The following is an 18,626-nucleotide window of genomic DNA, read 5'->3' as shown; positions in this document are numbered from 1 at the left end:
TGACTCCTTAAGTAAGCGCTTCAGCCAGCGGAGCACGGGTGTGTGCTTGCGGTTTGCGTGACGGGCGGCTGGTCGGATCGGATAGAAAAATGGACGTGTCTTTCAAACCGCTTCCGGTGATCAGGATCACGGCTGTTTGCGCGGTATCGGGGTGTTCTTCGGCGTACTTCAGCAGGCCGGCGAAGGCACTGGCGGCGCCGGCTTCGGCGAATACGCCGGTGCTGGTCGCCAGCCTGGATGCGGCGGCAACAATGCTCTGGTCGCTGACGCAGATAAATTCGCCATCGCTGGCGGTCACCGCGCGCATGGCTTTGAGGCGGTCACGGGGCAGCGCCACGTTGATGCTGCTGGCCAGGCTGGAGGGGGCAATACGTTCGATGTGGTGCATCGTCCGGTCACTGCGCCAGGCGCGATACATGAAGTTGCTGTGCTCGGCCTGCACCCCTATCAAGCGCGGTATGCGCTCGATCCAGTCCAGTTGCAGCAGGTCGAAAAAGCCTTTGTACACCGCGCCCAGAATGCAGCCATTACCGACTGGAACGAACACCAGATCGGGCACTTGCCAATTGAGCTGTTCGCACATCTCCAGGGCTACGGTTTTCTTGCCTTCGCTCATGTACGAATTGATCCCGGTGGTGCGGTTGTACCAGCCGTGGGTTTCGCAGGCGTTGAGGCATTGTTCGAAGGCGTCGTCGTATTGCCCGTCCACCAGCACTATCTCGGCGCCATAGCCCTGCATTTGGGCAAGCTTTTCGCGGGGTGCGCTTTTGGGAAGGTAAATCACATTGCGCAGCCCCAGACTTGCACTCATGCCGGACAGGGCCGAGGCGGCGTTGCCGGTGCTGGCCACCGCGACGGTCAGCGCCCCGGACTGCATGGCGTGGGCCACCGCCAGTGCGCTGGCGCGATCCTTTAGCGAACCGGTGGGTTGGCGCGATTCATCCTTGATCAAGACTTTGATCCGGGCGCCTTTGCCGAGTAGTTCCGGGCGCGAATACAGCGGCGTGTTCCCCACCAGCAAGGGCGGAATGAACTGCGTCGATCTCAACGGCATCAGCCGGTCATAGCGCCACATGCCTCGGGCCTGGTGATGGGCCAGGCTGTCGCGGGACCATTCGCGCTTGAGTGACGCGTAATCGTAGAGCGTATCGAGGGCGCCATCGATTTTGCAGTGCGGGCAGTAATAGCTGACCTCATGGGGCCGGTAGCTGCGATCGCAAACCAGACATTGCAGCACATATTCCCTGTACCAATTGTTCATGGCCAATCCCTGAAAGTACGCTGTTGCGGTGTGCTCATCGGTCCGGTGCGCCGGACCGATGGGCACTGGGTTGATCGACGGTGTTTCAGACCACCATGATGGCGTCGATGGCAACCAGGGTATTGCGGGCCAGGGCGCTGGCTCCGGCAGTGGTACGGGCCGGATACGGCTTGGTGAAGTACTCCGCCATGACACGGTTAAGCGTCGGGAATTCGTTCAAGTCAGTGATGAATGCCGTCACCTTGACCACGTTTGCCAGGCTGCCCCCTGTTGCCTGGGCCATTTGCGCCAGGTTGTCCAGGGTCTGGCGCAACTGACCTTCAAAATCTTGCGCCAGCACTTCATTGTTCAGCGCCGAAACCGGTGTCTGGGCCGACAGGTAGATGGTCTGTCCGTGGCTGACCTTGATGCCTTGGGAATAGGTGCCCAGCGGCAGCGGCGCCTTGTTGGTAAAAATGACGTTTTCTTCGCTCAGGAAAGGTTGGGCGGCGCTACGGTGTTGAGTGTTGGTTTGCATGGTGACGTTCCTTGTGAGGTGGGTGGGGTTAATGCAAATCGGCAACCTGTTTGACGGCCAGCGCTGAAAACGCCTCTTCACGGCAGCGGGCCGCAGAAAAATGCTGATAGTTGAGGTCTAGCCCTGCCAAATCCTTCGGCATTGCGATGCCCAGTGCCGCGTGGCTGCACAAGCGTGCAATGGCCGGCGCTGCCTGAATGCCATAGCCACCGAGGGCGGCGAGCCAGATAAAGCTCTCTTGCTGTGGGTCCTGGCCGAGGACCGGGGAGCGGTCGGCGACGAACGTTCGCAGGCCCGCCCATTTATTGATGATCGAGCGTGGGCGCAGGCGTGTGGTGTTTTGCAGGCGGTCCATGGTGATGGCCAGGTCGAGTTCCTCCGGCAGCGCATCGCAGGGCAGCGAAGGGCTTTCATCGCAGGGGGAAACGATCAGTCGTCCGGCCTCCGGCTTGATGAAAATGTCTTCGTCGACCGTGCCCAGATACGGCGTGTGGTGTACGTCGCATTGCGGATCAACGGCGAGCACCGTGCGCCGCAGTGGCCGCACACCGACTTTGGGCACCCCGCAGCGCTCGGCGACATCATCGGCCCAGGCTCCGGCGGCGTTGACCACAATGGCCGATTCAAGCTGCTGGCCATCCTGGGTGTGCAGGGTCCAGTGGGCGTTGTGGTACTCACCGCGCAGCACCCGGGCTTCACGCTTGATCACCCCGCCGCGGGCGCGCAGGCCGCCCAGGTAAGTACCATGAATGCCGTGCACATCCAGGTCGAAGGCGCCCGGCTCGTAGATGCCGCAGCTCCAGGCGCCCTCGGCCAGGTAGGGCACCAACTCCAGTACCTGCCTGTCATCGAGAAGCATCGCCGAGGGGACTTGCTCGAGTACCGCTGTGAAGCGCGCCACCAGCTTGTCCGTGCGGGCTTCCTGGGCCACGATCAATGCGCCCCGTGGCGACCACAACGGGTGCTCGGCGAGCCCCTGCGGCGGGTTCTCGAAAAATTCCCGGGAGGCACAGGTCAACGAGCGGATCTGCTGGTTGCCATAGCTTTGCATCGAGATCGCCGCTGAACGACCGGTGGTGTGGTAAGCCAGCTGTGGTTCTTGCTCGAGCAGGCAGACGCTGCCATGGGCTGCCAGTTCATACGCCACCGAGACCCCCGCGATGCCGCCACCAACCACAATGAAATCATAACGAGCGATCATGGTCGGCTCCCCTGGGCAATGGCGCCGGCTTTGCGTTCACGTGAGTAAGACAGGACGAAGTGCGCGACGATGCCGAAGATCAGGCCCCAGAAGGCCGCTGCCAGACCGAGGAAACTCATGCCTGAGGCCGTGACCAGGAAGGTGATCAGTGCGGCTTCGCGTTGTTTTTCATCCGCCATGGCGCCGGTCAGTCCGGCGCTGATTGCGCCGAACAGCGCCAGGCCGGCGAGGGATGCAATCAGCTCTTTGGGCAGGGCGGAAAACACCGAGGCCAGGGTTGCGCCGAAGATACCCATCAGAATGTAAAACACCCCGCAGGCGATCCCGGCGATGTAACGTCTGTCACGGTCCTCGTGTGCTTCACGGCCGGTGCAGATCGCGGCGGTGATGGCGGCCAGGTTCAGCCCGTGGGAGCCAAACGGAGCCAGCAGAATCGAGCCAATGGCAGTGACCGAAATAATCGGGCGCGCCGGGGTGTTGTAGCCAGAGGTGCGCAACACAGCCATACCCGGCACGTACTGGCCGGTCAGCGTCACCAGTGCCAGGGGCAGGCCAATGTTGATGATTGCGTGCCAGCTCCATTCGGGGGCGATGAAGACCGGGTGGGCGACTGCGATGGTGATCGAGCTGCTGTTCAGTTCACCGAACACCGCGGCCATGGCGCAACCGGTAATTAGCACCGAGAGAATCGCGTAGCGCGGTGAAAAGCGTTTGCACAGCAGATAGGCGGCGATCATCGACAGCACCAGCGCCGGCTGCAGCTTGATGGAAGTGAACAGCTCGGCGCCGAAACGAAACAGAATGCCAGCCAGCATTGCTGCGGCGATGGCTTTGGGCAGGCGACTCATCAGCTTGTCAAATGCGCCGGATAACCCGACCACGGCGATGATCACCGACGCCACCACATAAGCACCGATCGCCTGGGGCAGGGTGACGGTGGGCAGCATCGACACCAGCAGTGCTGCACCCGGCGTCGACCATGCGGTGATCACTGGAATACGCAGACGCCAGCTCAGGATCAGGCCGGTAATGCCGCTGCCAATGGAGATTGCCCAGATCCACGAAGATATGACGTCATTGGGAAGGTGCGCTTCCCTGGCTGCCTGGAACACGATGATCAACGGTCCGGCGTAGGAAATGATCACGGCAATGAAACCCGCAATGATCGCTGACAGGGATAGATCCTTTCTGAGTGTGTCCATGATGTCTCGACTTGGCGCGGCAGGGTCGCGTAGTTATCAGGGTGCAAATTGAGTCGATTGACTCGATTTCGGATGAGTGTAATTGAATGGATTGAGTTGATTCAATAGCCGGAAATGGTGTTGCCAAATGTTTTATTTGCTGTTGTCGTCTGTTTTTCGTTGATTTTTCGCGTAAATAATTGATTTTTAAGTGATTTATTTGTTCGCTTGCGATTGTGGGGCGGGCGCTTCTAATCGACTCAATAGCAGCGTCAATCGACTCAACTCAGGCATTGGGTCGATTTATTGGTTGCCTGAACCCGTGTGATATGCTCGGATATTCATCATTTCTACGATGGGCAGTGATCATTCATGTGGGTTCCCCAGCTAAGCGAGTTCAGCCAGCCGATGTATTTGTCGATTGCCGATGCGTTAGCACGCGATATCAGCAACGGCGTGTTGAGCGAAGGCGACCGCCTGCCGACGCTTCGGGAACTGGCCAGCACCCTGAATGTCACGCCGGGCACCATCAGCCGGGCCTATAGCGAAGCCCATCGACGTGGCCTGGTGCAGGGGGAGGTAGGGCGCGGCACTTATGTGCTGGGTCACAAGCAGCTCGAGTTGCCTGCCAGCAATAGCGCTGCGCCGCTGAATCTGGGGCAGTCGGAATTACTCGACCTGTCGATAATCAAGCCCTACAGCGAAACCCTGGAGTACTGGTTGCGCGACGCATTGGTAGGCATGGCCAGGAGCACCGATTTCGCCCGCACCCTGGATTACGCGCCGGACGGCGGGCACCCGGCTCATCGTGAAGCGGGTGCGCAGTGGCTGCGTCATTCTTTGCCCGATGCCCAGTGGCAGCAGGTAGTGATTACCGCCGGCGCCCAGCATGGCTTGATGGTGGCGATGAGCGCCCTGACCCGCGCCGGTGACCTGGTACTTTGCGAAGAGCTTTGCTACCCCGGCATCATTTCCCTGGCCCACGGTCTGGAGCGTCGCCTGCGTGGCGTGCCGATGGACGATGAAGGGATCATCCCCGAGGCCCTGCGCGAGCTGTGTCTGCGGGAGAAACCGGCGATGCTGGTGTGCGTTGCGACTTGCCAGAACCCGACCGCGGCCATCATGTCGCAAAAGCGTCGGGCGCAAATTGCGGCTCTGGCCGAAGAGTTCGACTTCATCATCCTCGACGACGACATTTATGGCTTCCTCGCGACCGACCCGTCGATCAAGCCGCTGTCGGCGTTTGCACCGGAGCGCTCGGTGTACCTGACCAGCCTGTCGAAGTCGATCATGCCAGCGCTGCGCATCGGTTATCTGTATAGCCCGCCCAAGCTGCTGTCGCGCCTGACCTCAATGGTGCGCAGCAGCGTCTGGATGCCGTCGCCCTTGACGGCGCAACTGGCCAGCAATGTCATAACTGAAGGCCTGGACAAAAAACTGATCCGCACCCAGCGCAACGAGGCCGCTGGGCGGCAGGCGATAGCACGGGAAGTGTTTGCCAATTTCGAGCTCAAGACCCAGCCCTATTCGTACCACGTCTGGTTGACGCTGCCCGAACCCTGGACCAGTGATGAGTTCACCATGCTGGCCCGGGCCAACGGGGTGCTGGTGCTCAGTGGCACCCAGTTCCAGGCAGAACGCTCAGGGATTACCCGATGTGTACGCCTGGTGCTGATGTCGCCCACCAGCCAGGACGAACTGCGTTTTGCCTTGACCAAGCTGGCCAGCCTGATCGATTCCGATCCGCGCCGTTACTACTGAGTGGTTGCGCCTGGCACAAGGTTGAGTCTGCTGGACCGTGGGGACATAAAAAATCGCCGCTACTGGCGCCCGGCAAGCGTATCTTCGAGTTGTTCGCCCATCCTGAACTGCACGGCGCCAGTGCAATCCATATAGGTTGGTGAACAGCGCAATTGAACCCCGGGAGTATCAAGCATGACTGATTACGTACCACCCAAGGTCTGGACCTGGAACAGGGAAAACGGCGGGGCATTCGCCAGTATCAACCGGCCGGTGGCCGGCGCTACCCATGACAAGGAGCTGCCGGTGGGGCGGCATCCGCTGCAGTTGTATTCCCTGGCAACGCCCAACGGCCAGAAGGTCACCATTTTACTGGAAGAGCTGCTGGCCCTCGGTCATCAAGGGGCGGAGTACGACGCCTGGCTGATCAAGATCGGTGACGGCGATCAGTTTGGCAGCGGCTTCGTCGCAGTAAACCCGAACTCCAAGATTCCGGCGCTGATGGATCACAGCGGGGCCAAACCCGTGCGTATCTTCGAGTCGGGCGCGATCTTGCTGTACCTCGCCGAAAAGTTCGGGGCGTTTGTGCCCACCGAGCCGGCGGCCCGTGCCGAGTGCCTTTCCTGGCTGTTCTGGCAGATGGGCAGTGCGCCTTATCTGGGGGGCGGTTTTGGCCATTTCTATGCCTACGCGCCGGTGAAGATCGAGTACGCCATCGACCGCTTTGCCATGGAGGTCAAACGTCAGCTGGACGTGCTGGACAAGCAGCTGGCAGTGAACGAATACGTCGCGGGGGATCAATACACCATCGCCGACATGGCGATCTGGCCCTGGTACGGCGGCCTGCTCAAAGGCCGGTTGTATGAAGCCGCGCAGTTCCTCTCGGTGCAGGACTACCGGCATGTGATGCGCTGGGCCGATGCTATTGAAGCGCGGCCTGCGGTCCAGCGTGGACGCCGGGTCAACTGTACCTGGGGCGACCCTTCGCAGCAGTTGCCCGAGCGTCATGAGGCAAGTGATTTCGACGCGGGCACCTGATCGGTCATCAGCCGTCGCTCGACGGTTTATTGACCTGACGGGCAGCCGCTTCCAGGCGCTGCCCACCTAAACGGATCAAGCCCGGGCCGGCGCTTACCCTTGCAGACCGTCCGGGTTTTATCCTTGCAATCAGGGTTTTTATCCCTTATAGCTAAAAGGCATTCATAATTAAAAGAGGCTGGATCAGCCCCCATGCACGAGAACACACGTATCTTTCGCTTTTCAGCCCCCCGTCCTGCGCATCGCGGTGATGGACATGGGCCCAACCTGAAATCCTCTGCGTTTACCGCTTTTCCTTGTGCCAATGCACAGCTCTCCAGACGCTATCAATACCAGCCAATTCTGCCCCACGACGTGCTGGTGGCCTTTAAACGCAAGCGTTCGTTCCCTCCACCTGCAGCTTGACGCCTGAACTCTTTCTCCCGTTGCCTGCGGCTATAGCCGTGCGGGTCGGGTGTGTTTTTTCTGCGTTTATCTGTCGAGGGAATTCAATGTCTATTCGTGTCGCTATTATCGGTGCCGGCCCTAGTGGCCTGGCGCAACTGCGCGCCTTTCAATCCGCACATGCCAAAGGTGCACCCATGCCGCATGTGGTTTGCTTCGAGAAGCAGGCCGACTGGGGCGGGATGTGGAACTACACCTGGCGCACCGGCCTTGATGAGCACGGCGAGCCGGTCCACGGCAGCATGTACCGCTACCTGTGGTCCAACGGTCCGAAGGAATGCCTGGAGTTTTCCGACTACAGCTTCGATGAGCATTTCGGCCGCCCGATCTCTTCTTATCCACCCCGTGAAGTGCTTTGGGATTACATCCAGGGTCGGGTAAGCAAGGCCGGTGTGCGTGATTACATCCGCTTCAATACGGCGGTCAAGCACGTCAGTTTTGATAAGGCCACCCGGGAATTTACCGTCACCGCCTACGACTACGGCCTGCAGCAAAACGTGATCCAGACATTCGACTTCGTGGTCGTGGCCAGCGGTCATTTCTCCACGCCGAATGTGCCTGCCTTTGAGGGATTCGAGCGCTTTTCGGGGCGCATCATGCATGCCCACGACTTCCGTGAAGCCACTGAACTCAAGGGCAAGGACCTGTTGATCGTAGGCAGCAGCTACTCGGCGGAAGACATCGGCTCGCAGTGCTACAAGTACGGTGCGCGCTCGATCACCAGTGCCTACCGGACCCAGCCGATGGGCTACAAGTGGCCAAAGAACTGGGAGGAGCGCCCGCAACTGAGCAAGGTGGACGGCGACATGGCCTACTTTGTCGACGGATCGAGCAAACGGGTGGACGCAATCATTCTGTGCACCGGCTACAAACACCACTTTCCCTTCCTGTCCGAGGAACTGACCCTGCAGACGGCCAACCGGCTGTGGCCCGCAGAGCTCTATCAAGGGGTGATATGGGAAGACAATCCGCAATTGATCTACCTCGGCATGCAGGACCTCTGGTACAGCTTCAACCTGTTCGACGCCCAGGCCTGGTATGCCCGCGACTACATGCTGGGGCGCATTACCCTGCCTGAGCAGGCGGCCATGAAGGCCGACAGTGCCCGCTGGCGTGCCCGGGAAGAAGGCCTGGAGTCCACGGCCTCGATGTACGAATTCCAGGGCAGCTACATCAAGCACCTGATCGACCAGACCGACTATCCAAGCTTCGATATCGATGCCGTGAACCGGATCTTCCTCAAGTGGAAGACCGACAAGAAGCACGACATCATGGGTTATCGCGACAAGTCCTATCGTTCGGTGATCACCGGTACGGCGGCGGTCCCGCACCATACCCGCTGGTTACAGGCGCTGGATGACTCGATGGACGAATACCTGCGCGAAACCCGGGCCAAAGGTGACGTCAACGCCCTGCATCAGCGCTAGGCACGGGCCAAACCGCGCACTTTCACATATTCTGTCCCGCACGGCTGTAGGCCTGCAAATCCTGTCTGCGGGACGAATCTATAAAGGGTGCATCACATGGTACGCATTGAGTGGCTTGACCGGCACATGGACAAATGCAATGAGATGGCGCAATGGATTCATCAGGAATTCAGTTACGAGTATGCCCATCAGCCTCTAGCAAGCTGGCAACAGGAATTCTCGGCCGGGCAGCAAGACGGCAGATGGAAGTGCCTGGTCGCGATGCGCGGTGACCAACTGCTGGGGGGCGCCGCACTGGCCAGCAATGACCTGGCCGCACGGCCCGATCTGGGGCCGTGGCTGGCGTGCGTGTTCATCGCGCCAGAGGCCAGAAGAACCGGGCTCGCAGCACAGTTGATCGAAGGGATCTGTGACCATGCAAGGGACACGGGTATCAGCACCCTTTACCTGCATACCCACAGCCAGAGCCATTACTACGCCCGCTTCGGCTGGGAAGTGGTGGAACGCTTTCAGGGTTGGGGCAAAGAGCAATACCTGATGTCGCGCCGTTTAAAGTGAGCGGCTGAGGCCGGTCAATCGCCAGTCACTGGCCGATTTTCTTCATAGCGCAGCCAGCCTGCCACCAAAGGGCCTTTGTCCGCGCGGTCATTGGGATGGACCCGGCCTTCGAACACGGGTACTTCTGCGAAATCAAACGGGCTCATGTGTTCGATACAGGCAATGTTGACCCCGTACTGATGAGGTGAAGAGCGGCGCTGGTGAAAGGTATAGATGCCACAGCGCGAGCAGAAGTAATGCCGGGCTTCTTTCTTGTTGAACTGGTAGAGCGTCAGCGCATCTTTGCCCTGCAGTACCTCGATGTCTGCCAGGTTGGCCGACACGGCGACTGCACCGCGCATACGGCAATAGGAACAATTGCATCGGCGTACCGTGTTCAGGCCATCGCTCAGCCTTACCGTGAAACGTACGGTGCCGCAATGGCAGGCGGCCTGGTAAACGGGGCGGTTATCGGCAGTGGTTGTGCTCATGACTGGCCTCGCTGGTAAGAGGAGATGGACTCGGTGCTCGCTGGCCTGAGGGTTACATGGCCAAGAAGCGCAGCCTGCGGACAGATCGCGCAGGTATTTTCACCCTTCGGCAATCTGTCATATTCGGTATCACTTCACTACAGATAGTAGGCAGCCCAACCTGTTTTAAAGAGGCTGCGCCGTGTTTCAACGACTTTTATGTTCGCTGTCCGTTTTGAGCCTGTCCATTGCCGCTGCCCAGGCGGGTGAAACTGCTGTGCTGGACACCCCGCGTCTGGCGAGCATCGACAATTTTCGCGATATCGCCGGCACCACCACTGCCTACGCCACGGCCCATGACGGGACGATGCGCAGCGGCGTGTTCTACCGCTCCAACGCGCTGACCCCGTCGGCGGCTGACCTGGCCACCCTGAATGGTCTGGGGATCAAGGCGATTTACGACCTGCGCACTGCCGACGAGATCGCGGCTACGCCCGACACTGCACTGCACGGCGCGACCTGGTCGAACATCGACATCATTGGCAGCACCGCTTCCGGCTCAAATGTAACCACCGTTTCATTCACCAGCGCGGCCCAGGCGATGGCGATGATGCAGGACACCAACCGTGCATTTGTCAGCGATGCCGGGATGCGCGGTCAGTTCAAGACGCTGTTCAACGAGCTGGCGGCGGTAGACGGTGCCGCTTTGTTCCACTGCACCGCCGGCAAGGACCGCACGGGCTGGACCGGCGCGGTGTTGCTCAGCATCGCCGGGGTCGACAACGCGACGATCATGAATAATTACCTGGCCACCAACGACTACACCGCGGCGCGGGTGGCAGCGACGCTGGCTGCAATGCCACCGGCCATGGCTGCGATCTATGCGCCACTGCTGGGGGTCGAGGCCAGTTATCTGCAAGCCGGCCTGGACCAAGTGAGCGCACAGTACGGCAGTATGGACAACTACCTCAAACAAGGTTTGGGCCTGTCCCAGGAGACGCTCTATGTCCTGCGCGCCAAGATGGTTTCCTACAACAGCCTGCCGGGGCAAGCCGGACTGCAAGGCAACGCGGCGGCGGGAGCGCAGCTGTTGCAACAGTTGCAGGGCAGCAGCCTGTCCGGCACCTACAGCGCTTACAACTATTACCTGCAATCGGCCATTGATGCCGGCACTCTTGGTGGCGTCGAGTCCGCTGTTGGCGGCCAGGTGCATGCTGATGCGGCCAGCTACCTGCTACGTCAGGACGCGATGATTGACCAGGCTGCGGCACCCTACAGCAGCGGTAATGACCTCAAAGTCGGCCAGTACCGTTTGTGGAGTACGGCGCTGGCCAGTTACCTGGGAACCGATGGTTCATCAAGTGTGGCCAGCAGCAACGAACATGGGCAGGGCATGATGGTCGGCGTGACCGGTCGCTTCTCCGGGCAACTGAGTGCCCGCGCCGGGTTTGGCTACAGTCACGGCAATATCGGCGGGGCGGGCGGTAATGCGCAGACCGACCTGACCTTTTTCAACGTGGGTGCCCGCTATGCCCCGGGCAGCCTGGAGCAGGGCCTGTTTGTCGACACGAGCATCATCGCCGGCTGGCTCGACTACGACAGCAAGCGCGACCTGGGCGGCGGGCTCGGCACTGCAAGGGGCGACAGCCATGGCAAACTCACCGGCGCCACCCTGGCACTGGGTTATCGGATTCCGGTGAGCGACATGATCTTCGAGCCGAGCCTTGGCGTGCGCATCAGTCACCTCGATTTGTCAGGCTTCAGGGAGAAGGGCAGTGAACTGGCCCTCGACGTCGACGGCATCGAGCAAACCCGGCGCAGTGCGCTGGCCAATCTGAACGTTTCATTTGTTCCGGTCGGGCTTGGGCGCTGGCAGTTGGTGCCGGGTGTGCGGGCGGGCTACGAACATGTGCTGGGTGATTCATCCGTCAACAGCGAAGGTCACTTGCCGGGTCTGGATATTGATCAGCGCGCGGCCTTCGATAACCGTGATCAGTTCACCGCCGGGGTCAATCTCATGGCCAGTCTTGACGCGCTGAGTCTGGGGGCCGAACTGGGCGCCAGCGCGGGCGGTGAGAGCCACGGTTTTGGCGCCAGCCTCAAGGCCAGCTACCTGTTCTGACCTCGCGCCAAGGTCCTGGCCGTCTGGATCGGGCGGCCCGGGCCTTAACTGCGGATCGGGTTTTTCAGCCCGGATTTAAGGTCCGCAGGGCTGATGCCATAGGCGTCCCTGAAGTACTGGCAAAACCTGCCGACATTGCTGAACCCCAGGCCCAGGGCCACAGCGGTGACTGAAGTGGCGTTGCCCAGGGTCAGTGCAGTGTGGGCACGTTCCAGACGCACCTGGCGTTGATAGGCCACGACTGATGTGCCCATGAACCGCCGAAAACCTTCCTGCAATGCGCGCTGGCTGACGTTGGCCAGCAGCGCCAGGTCAGTGCCGCTGACCGGGTTCCCGGGATGATCCTGGATGTACTCGACTGCCAGCTTCACATGCCGGGGCGCGATCAGTGCCGCGGGCTGGTGCAGTGCATGGGTGAAGTTATGCGGCCAGGCGTCCAGCACGGCGTCGATCAGCATTTCCCGAAGGCGGGAGGGCATGAGCGTACCAGCGTTGAGCAGCAAGTCGAACTCGGTTCCGGTTGCCAGATCGATCAACGCCTTGATGCCCTGAAAGGACGCGATATTCAGATCCACCCTCGGTTGAAAAATCAGGCTGTCGAGAATCGGTTTGCCCAGCAGTGTCGACAGGCGTTCGGTGAGCAGTTGGCGTTTGATCGAGATCCCGTGCTGGGCATGGTTGTCGAGAAACTGCATTGAGCGAACATCGGCCTTGTCGACCGCCAGGCCGACGTTCACCACGCCTGTCGACTCGGTGGTGTTATTGAAGACAATCTTGCCGGCAGTGGGAATCACGAAGGTGATTTCGTCCTGGGGGCCGGGGAACACCACGGTAAAATCTCCCCGGTAATGCATGCGGCGAAAGCTGACGCCGGCATGGCGCCCGTAAACGCCGCCAATGATGATCTCTTTGGCCGGCGGCGGCATGTCCGGGTAGCGGTTGCCGAACATGTTCGAGAACAGGGCGCCGAAGTCGTCGCCGCGCATGTCGCTGGATCTGAGGATGATGGGTTGGCGTGTCGGGCTGGATAACACCTGGAGTGGCACCTTGGGTCGGTGGAGCAGCGGTCCGCGAAGATGGGGCAGAACCTTAACAAGCGTGGATGACAGACGTATGACTCAGGTCCCGGGCCAGTCCGGTTGCCAAAGGAGCCTGATTGGCTCATTGATCTATCTCTTCCTATTGCTTGGCCTCAGTATGGCGTTGCGGTACATCAACACTTCGGGATTGAGTGAACTATGGATGTAGAGGCTGCGGATCTTTCCCTGGCGGCGGTGGCGGGTGCAATTGCTGATCCGTCACGCTCAATAATGTTGTGCGCGCTGCTGGATGGCCGTGCTCGCACGGCCACTGAGCTTGCCGCACTGGCCGATATTGCGTCGTCCACTGCGAGCGGTCATTTTGCCCGTTTGCGCGAACAGGGCCTGGTGCAGATGCATGCTCAGGGCCGGCATCGTTACTACCGGCTGAGCAATACACACGTGGCCCGGGCGCTTGAGGCGTTGCTGTCGATCACTGATCGTGGCGCGCCGGTATTCAGGCCCAGTACGCCTTGTGCGTTGAAACAGGCAAGAACCTGCTACGACCACTGCGCCGGCGAAATCTCGGTGAAGGTGCATGACGCAATGCTCGGGCAGGGCTGGATTCAGGTACAAGGCAAGGACTATGCCCTCACCGACAAAGGCGCGGACCAGTTGGCCAAACTGGGCATTGAGGTCGATTGCCTGGTGCAGCAACGCAGGCGCCTGGCCTATCCCTGCATGGACTGGAGCGAGCGCACGCCGCATTTGGGGGGCGCGCTGGGTGCTGCGCTGCTTGAACTGATGCTCAAGCGCGACTGGGTGAGCCGTCATCTCGATTCCCGCGCACTGACCCTGACTGCCCGGGGCGCAACCGCGCTGGCCAAAACATTCGGCGCCTGACAGGGGGGCGCCGCTTCGGTTTGAACCCGCCCGGGCACAGGTAATGGGTGCCCGGGACCAATTACCCGAAGATCGGACCTGCGCCCGGGTTTATACTCGCCGCCCTCGCCATTAATCAAAATCAAACGAACCGAGATTCTTCATGAGCAGTTCTCTCTCTATGACGCCCGCGCGCAAGTCGTTTGCGCCGCTGGTGGCCTTTATCTTCCTGGTGCTTGGCGCCGTGTTCCTGCAAAACAGCGTCGGCTCGCGCCAAGTGCTGTTGCTGGTGGTCGGCGCGGCACTGGGGTTGACCCTTTATCACGCAGCCTTCGGCTTTACCTCGGCCTGGCGGGTGTTCATCACGGATCGGCGCGGCGCAGGTTTACGCGCACAAATGGTGATGCTGGCGCTGGCGGTGGTGCTGTTCTTCCCGGCGTTGGGGGCGGGAACCCTGTTCGGTCAGCCGGTGGTCGGGCTGGTGGCGCCGGCCGGCATTTCGGTAGTGTTCGGTGCGTTCATCTTCGGCATTGGCATGCAACTGGGCGGCGGATGTGCGTCAGGCACTCTGTTCACCGTGGGCGGCGGCAATGCGCGCATGCTGGTGACCCTGTTGTTCTTTATCTGCGGTTCGCTGATCGCCACTCAGCACGTTGACTGGTGGTTTGCATTGCCGTCGTTCCCGGCGGTTTCCATCGTCAAAAGCTTCGGCGTGATTCCGGCATTGCTCTTGAGTCTGGCGGTGTTCGGGATCATTGCAGCGGTGACCGTACGCCTGGAGAAGGGCCGTCACGGTCAGCTTGAACAGGGCGTGACCAGCGAGCACCCGGGGCTGCGCCGTTTTCTGCGCGGGCCGTGGCCGCTGGTCTGGGGGGCCATTGCCCTGGCCTTGCTCAACTACGCCACCCTGGCGTTGGCCGGACGGCCATGGGGCATTACTTCGGCGTTCGCCCTGTGGGGTGCCAAGGTGGCCAGCGGGCTGGGGGTTGATGTCGCAAGCTGGGTGTTCTGGCAGGTCCCGGCTAACGCCAAAGCCCTGGCCGCACCGGTGTGGGAAGACATCACCAGCGTCATGGACATTGGCATCATGCTTGGTGCGCTATTGGCCGCCGGGCTGGCCGGACGTTTCGCCCCCAGCCTGAAAATCCCGCCGCGCTCGCTGCTGGCGGCGGTGATCGGCGGCTTGCTGCTCGGTTATGGCTCGCGACTGGCGTACGGCTGCAACATCGGCGCGTATTTCAGCGGCATTGCCTCGGGCAGCCTGCATGGCTGGGTCTGGTTAGTGGCAGCGTTTATCGGCAACAGCGTGGGTGTGCGTCTGCGGCCTATGTTCTTTGCCGGTGAGCGTCGTCCCGAGGCATTGAGCGGTTGTTGAGACATCCGTAAATCCTGTCCAGAGCAGTCGTGCATCAAGGCTGCGCTGGACGAGCTGCTATCCGGGCGATCGTTTGAACCCGCTCGGGGCAGGTGCGGCTTTGCTCGAAAAAGATCCCTCGCCTCAAGATGACTGAGTAGATGCGTCAGATGAATTTAAAGCGTCTTCTGCTAGTCTGCGGCCCCGCCCATGACCGTCTCCGGGCCGTGAGGGCGGGAGTGACGGGTGGATACAGAGCGTCTTTGTCCGGAGGCATGCATTGCATACTGTGAGAGTTATTCGCCGCGCCCGTCAGGACGATGCTGACGCCATCGCTGCGCTGGTCAATCAGGCCTATGAGCCCTATATCTGCAGAATCGGGAAAAAACCGGGCCCCATGCTGGATGACTACCGGCAGGTGGTGGCTGATACCCATACGTTCGTGGTTAAAGAGGGTGCGGATCTGTCGGGAGTGCTGGTGATGAGCCTGGAGGATACGGAGTTGCTCCTGATCAACATCGCCGTACTGCCTCGCCATAAAGGCAAAGGTATCGGCAAAACACTGATGGCGTTCTGTGAGCGCCATGCGTTGCGCAATGGGTGCGACGCCATACGGCTCTACACCCATGAGCTGATGACCGAGAACATCGACATCTACCAAAAGCTTGGCTACCGGCACACCCATAGCGCTACAGAAAATGGATTTGCCCGGGTGTTTATGCGCAAGGCGCTGTTGGCGCGGTGATCAGGTGTCAGGCACTGCATCCGCCAGCATGATCTCGATCCGCTCTGCAGCAACGTGCAGACTGCAGTTCCTGAAAGAGAGGGCAGGTGCGGACATCTTCGATCCTGCTCTCCAGAGCCTGGTCTGGCGGGTTGAACGGCGCACTAGTGCGCCGTTCAAGCCCGGTGTTTTCTACTACATCCGTATCACATTTGCGTGCTGAGCCAGCTGGTTTCGATGACGCCACAAGAGATCCTCCAGAAACAGCGGGTGATCAGCAAGACTCTCTGTGAAGGGTGCTGCTCCGGCGACTCGTTGCAGCTCCTGAGCTTCGTAATAAAACGGATCAAGGTGTCGGATTTCGTTCGGATTTATGCCTGCCTGACTCAATTGATGGGGGTAGAAGTCCGGGTGTTGCCCTGATGCGATGCGTCTGACTTCCCGGACATAGGCAGGGTTTTCTATTTGTGGATATCCGCCATAGGTGCCCATACGGCCATTCTGCTCCCAGGTTAATAGCCTGCCGCCCCTGATAGGGGTGGCTTTGGGAGGTAGCTGCAGTGGATTAACAGGCGCGATTGCATAAACGGAGGTGCTATTGACGGTGTTGGTTTGCGCTATATTTTGCAAATCACCACGGGACAGATGCGGTAAAATACGCTCTCGGGTCGTCCCTTGTTCCAGCAAATAGGACAAGTTCATATCGCGCATAGGCGCATTCGATCCCACTCGTTGAGCGTGTCCAGGAAACCCTCGGCCTCGGCCCCCGGCGTGTTGCAGCCTGTACTGTCCGTGGCCCACGCGGATGCCGAATGCTTTGACCTTTTTGGCAGCGGCACTGGCAATCGACGGCGCCGCTGATGCCAGGCCCGTGGCCATGCCCACATAGCCCAGAATCCGCCCCGCGTTTTCATTGCCGGTGGCGAGCAAGGCCATGGAAGCGACGTCTGCGGCCAGCGACACCACACTCAGGGTCGCGGTGGTCACCGCCGCCACATAGCTGGCGGTCAGGGCCGCAGCTGGCGCGGCCAGAGCGCCCAGCGATGCCACGGTGCCGATCATGCCCAGCACGAGCCCCGCTGCCGGTAACAGCCAGTCGGTCCACGCATGGCCCGACGGGTCGATGCGGTTCACAGGGTCGCCGGCGCAATAGGCATAGCCATTGAGGCCGCCTTCACCGAAAGGGCTGAGGCTGTCGCGGCTGTGAAAACGCATCAGCACCGGGTTGTAGATCCGGTAGTCGCCGAGGAAATACCAGCCGGTGTCCTGTTCGCGCAAGGCGCCGGCGTAGCCCAGTCGGCTGGCTCCGGGTTCGATTTTGCTTTGGCCGTAGGCACCGTAGACCGGGGTCTGGATTTGGTTTTTGGCCTCCGTAGTTACCGAGCCTTGGGCATCGGTGCCCAGCAGCATGACTTCGCGCACCGCTGAGGCCAGTCGGCTTTCGGCCACCGGAACATTTCCTGCACGGACCCAGCGGGTTTGCGTGGATGCACCCACCTCGCAGCTGAGCTGGCCTGAGGTGTGGTAGCGCCAACGTGGACCGGCTGCGTCTTCGGTCTTGATGATGTTGCCCGCTGGGCCGTAGTGCCAACGGCGCTGGCCCGTAGGCAGGGTTACCCCGATGAGTCGGCCTAGGGCGTCGTAGTGCAGCGGATTGCCGCGCTCGTCGCGTTTGAGATTGCCCAGAGTGTCGTACTCCAGAGTTACTGGTGCCGGGTAATCGGGTCGGCTGTGGCTGATGTGTATTAGCTGGGTAAGGTCGGAAGGGTTGTAGCCAAACACGCTGATATTGTTTTCGCTGCCGTCGGCAAATACCGTTTCGAGGCGGCGCACGTTGTCGAGGGCGTCGTACTGGAAGTGTTGTTCGCGGTAGGTTTTGCCGTGGGCGTCTTCGGGTAACGCTTGGCCTGTAAGACGATGGGAAATCATCCGGCCACGGATGTCGTAGTCGAAGGTTTCACTGCGTACCAGAACACCGTCACGGGTCAGTTCGCGCTGAGTGAGCTTGCCGTCTTGGCGCCACTCTTGGGTTTGCACTTCTACCTGCTGCCCGGACGGGGTGCGGGTTTCAGTAGTGCGCCGTGCCGGCCGGCCGAGGCTGTCGTAGCCCAGGGTTACGGTCATGTCTCGCAAGCTGTCTTTTGATTGGGTGCGCTGCTGGTGAATCCGCGAGGCCGCATCGTAGGTCATTGTGACGGTGACATCAGGGCCTTGCTGCTGACTCAAACGCCCAAACCCATCGTACTGGCAGCGCTGTTCGGCGCCGTCAGCATCGGTCAGACGCGTGACCTTGCCCGATGGCGTGGTGGTTTGCTGTTGCGAGCGTGGTTGATCGCCCTGCCAGGCGTAATCGGCCTTGGTCAGCAAGCCCGACGGCGACCAGTGATCGTTCTGTTGCCCAAGATTCCCTTGCGACTCCAGCAAACGGCCACTTAGTGGATCGTATTTATTGAACACGCTGATGCCGGGCGCCTGCATCGACAGCAGCGCGCCACCCAGTTCTGGTTGGCGTTCTGTGACTACTTCGGTGCCATCGGGCAAGGTCTGGGTATGGGCGTGGATTTGTCCTTCGGCGTATTGCCATTCAGAGACACTCTGGCCGACCTTTTCCCACACCAGTCGGCCCAGACCGTCGTATTGGCGCTCGCCCAATACCACTTCATGGTTGCCCAAAGAGGGATGAGAGATCGAGACCGTGGCCGGTAATTC

15 protein-coding genes are annotated in these 18,626 nt (G+C 60.4%); 8 read left to right on the top strand and 7 right to left on the bottom strand.

Going from position 1 to position 18,626, the window contains the following annotated elements; genetic code table 11:
• Window positions 1-7 precede the first annotated feature (7 nt).
• The 4 genes from ACP7BO_RS11365 to ACP7BO_RS11350 all read right to left on the bottom strand — a co-directional run bounded on the left by ACP7BO_RS11365 (window position 8) and on the right by ACP7BO_RS11350 (window position 4,181).
• Window positions 8-1,261 (bottom strand): threonine synthase, encoded by a 1,254-nt coding sequence (locus ACP7BO_RS11365; RefSeq protein WP_426210400.1) that lies wholly within the window; start codon window positions 1,259-1,261, stop codon window positions 8-10.
• 85 nt (window positions 1,262-1,346) lie between these two features.
• Window positions 1,347-1,778: a Rid family detoxifying hydrolase gene (locus tag ACP7BO_RS11360; RefSeq protein ID WP_426210398.1), complete on the bottom strand. Its 432-nt coding sequence runs from the start codon at window positions 1,776-1,778 to the stop codon at window positions 1,347-1,349.
• Window positions 1,779-1,806: 28 nt separating this feature from the next.
• On the bottom strand, window positions 1,807-2,979 hold the full coding sequence (locus ACP7BO_RS11355; protein ID WP_426210396.1) for an NAD(P)/FAD-dependent oxidoreductase: 1,173 nt from the start codon (window positions 2,977-2,979) through the stop codon (window positions 1,807-1,809).
• On the bottom strand, window positions 2,976-4,181 hold the full coding sequence (locus ACP7BO_RS11350; RefSeq protein ID WP_426210395.1) for a benzoate/H(+) symporter BenE family transporter: 1,206 nt from the start codon (window positions 4,179-4,181) through the stop codon (window positions 2,976-2,978). The genes ACP7BO_RS11355 and ACP7BO_RS11350 overlap by 4 nt, the downstream gene beginning before the upstream one ends.
• 351 nt (window positions 4,182-4,532) lie before the next feature.
• Here ACP7BO_RS11350 and ACP7BO_RS11345 point away from each other — a divergent pair, with 351 nt between their 5' ends.
• From ACP7BO_RS11345 to ACP7BO_RS11330, 4 genes are all read left to right on the top strand, one after another.
• Window positions 4,533-5,921 carry a PLP-dependent aminotransferase family protein gene (locus ACP7BO_RS11345; RefSeq protein WP_426210393.1) on the top strand — a complete coding sequence of 463 codons (1,389 nt, stop codon included), beginning with the start codon at window positions 4,533-4,535 and terminating at the stop codon, window positions 5,919-5,921.
• Window positions 5,922-6,095: 174 nt separating this feature from the next.
• Window positions 6,096-6,938 (top strand): glutathione-dependent disulfide-bond oxidoreductase, encoded by an 843-nt coding sequence (gene yghU, locus ACP7BO_RS11340; protein WP_426210391.1) that lies wholly within the window; start codon window positions 6,096-6,098, stop codon window positions 6,936-6,938.
• Window positions 6,939-7,429: 491 nt separating this feature from the next.
• Complete coding sequence (locus ACP7BO_RS11335) at window positions 7,430-8,809, top strand: NAD(P)-binding domain-containing protein (protein ID WP_426210389.1); 1,380 nt, start codon at window positions 7,430-7,432, stop codon at window positions 8,807-8,809.
• A 96-nt stretch (window positions 8,810-8,905) separates the two neighbouring features.
• Window positions 8,906-9,367: a GNAT family N-acetyltransferase gene (locus ACP7BO_RS11330; protein ID WP_397456418.1), complete on the top strand. Its 462-nt coding sequence runs from the start codon at window positions 8,906-8,908 to the stop codon at window positions 9,365-9,367.
• Window positions 9,368-9,381: 14 nt separating this feature from the next.
• On the opposite strand, the gene ACP7BO_RS11325 is transcribed toward ACP7BO_RS11330, so the two are convergent.
• Window positions 9,382-9,837, bottom strand: a complete 456-nt coding sequence (locus ACP7BO_RS11325; RefSeq protein WP_397456419.1) for a GFA family protein — start codon at window positions 9,835-9,837, stop codon at window positions 9,382-9,384.
• A gap of 181 nt (window positions 9,838-10,018) precedes the next feature.
• Between ACP7BO_RS11325 and ACP7BO_RS11320 the strand changes: the two genes are divergently transcribed.
• The gene (locus ACP7BO_RS11320; protein ID WP_426210386.1) at window positions 10,019-11,938 is read left to right on the top strand and encodes a tyrosine-protein phosphatase; all 1,920 of its coding nucleotides are present in this window, start codon (window positions 10,019-10,021) and stop codon (window positions 11,936-11,938) included.
• Between the two features lie 44 nt (window positions 11,939-11,982).
• On the opposite strand, the gene ACP7BO_RS11315 is transcribed toward ACP7BO_RS11320, so the two are convergent.
• Entirely contained in the window at window positions 11,983-12,924 is a 942-nt protein-coding gene (locus ACP7BO_RS11315; protein WP_426210384.1) for a helix-turn-helix transcriptional regulator, read from the bottom strand.
• Window positions 12,925-13,176: 252 nt separating this feature from the next.
• Here ACP7BO_RS11315 and ACP7BO_RS11310 point away from each other — a divergent pair, with 252 nt between their 5' ends.
• The 3 genes from ACP7BO_RS11310 (at window position 13,177) to ACP7BO_RS11300 (ending at window position 15,938) form a co-directional block, all read left to right on the top strand.
• On the top strand, window positions 13,177-13,860 hold the full coding sequence (locus ACP7BO_RS11310) for an ArsR/SmtB family transcription factor (protein WP_426210382.1): 684 nt from the start codon (window positions 13,177-13,179) through the stop codon (window positions 13,858-13,860).
• A 142-nt stretch (window positions 13,861-14,002) separates the two neighbouring features.
• On the top strand, window positions 14,003-15,214 hold the full coding sequence (locus ACP7BO_RS11305) for a YeeE/YedE family protein (RefSeq protein ID WP_397456421.1): 1,212 nt from the start codon (window positions 14,003-14,005) through the stop codon (window positions 15,212-15,214).
• 259 nt (window positions 15,215-15,473) lie between these two features.
• Window positions 15,474-15,938, top strand: a complete 465-nt coding sequence (locus ACP7BO_RS11300) for a GNAT family N-acetyltransferase (RefSeq protein ID WP_426210379.1) — start codon at window positions 15,474-15,476, stop codon at window positions 15,936-15,938.
• A gap of 174 nt (window positions 15,939-16,112) precedes the next feature.
• Here the strand turns inward: ACP7BO_RS11300 and ACP7BO_RS11295 are convergent.
• The coding region (locus tag ACP7BO_RS11295; protein ID WP_426210377.1) for an RHS repeat domain-containing protein at window positions 16,113-18,626 on the bottom strand (2,514 nt) is incomplete at its 5' end.

It is taken from the genome of Pseudomonas sp. TWR2-1-1 (genome assembly GCF_049897045.1).
Lineage (GTDB): Bacteria > Pseudomonadota > Gammaproteobacteria > Pseudomonadales > Pseudomonadaceae > Aquipseudomonas > Aquipseudomonas versuta.
The sequence above is the reverse complement of the archived record's forward strand: the minus strand, read 5'-3'. Positions and strand labels throughout refer to the sequence as shown.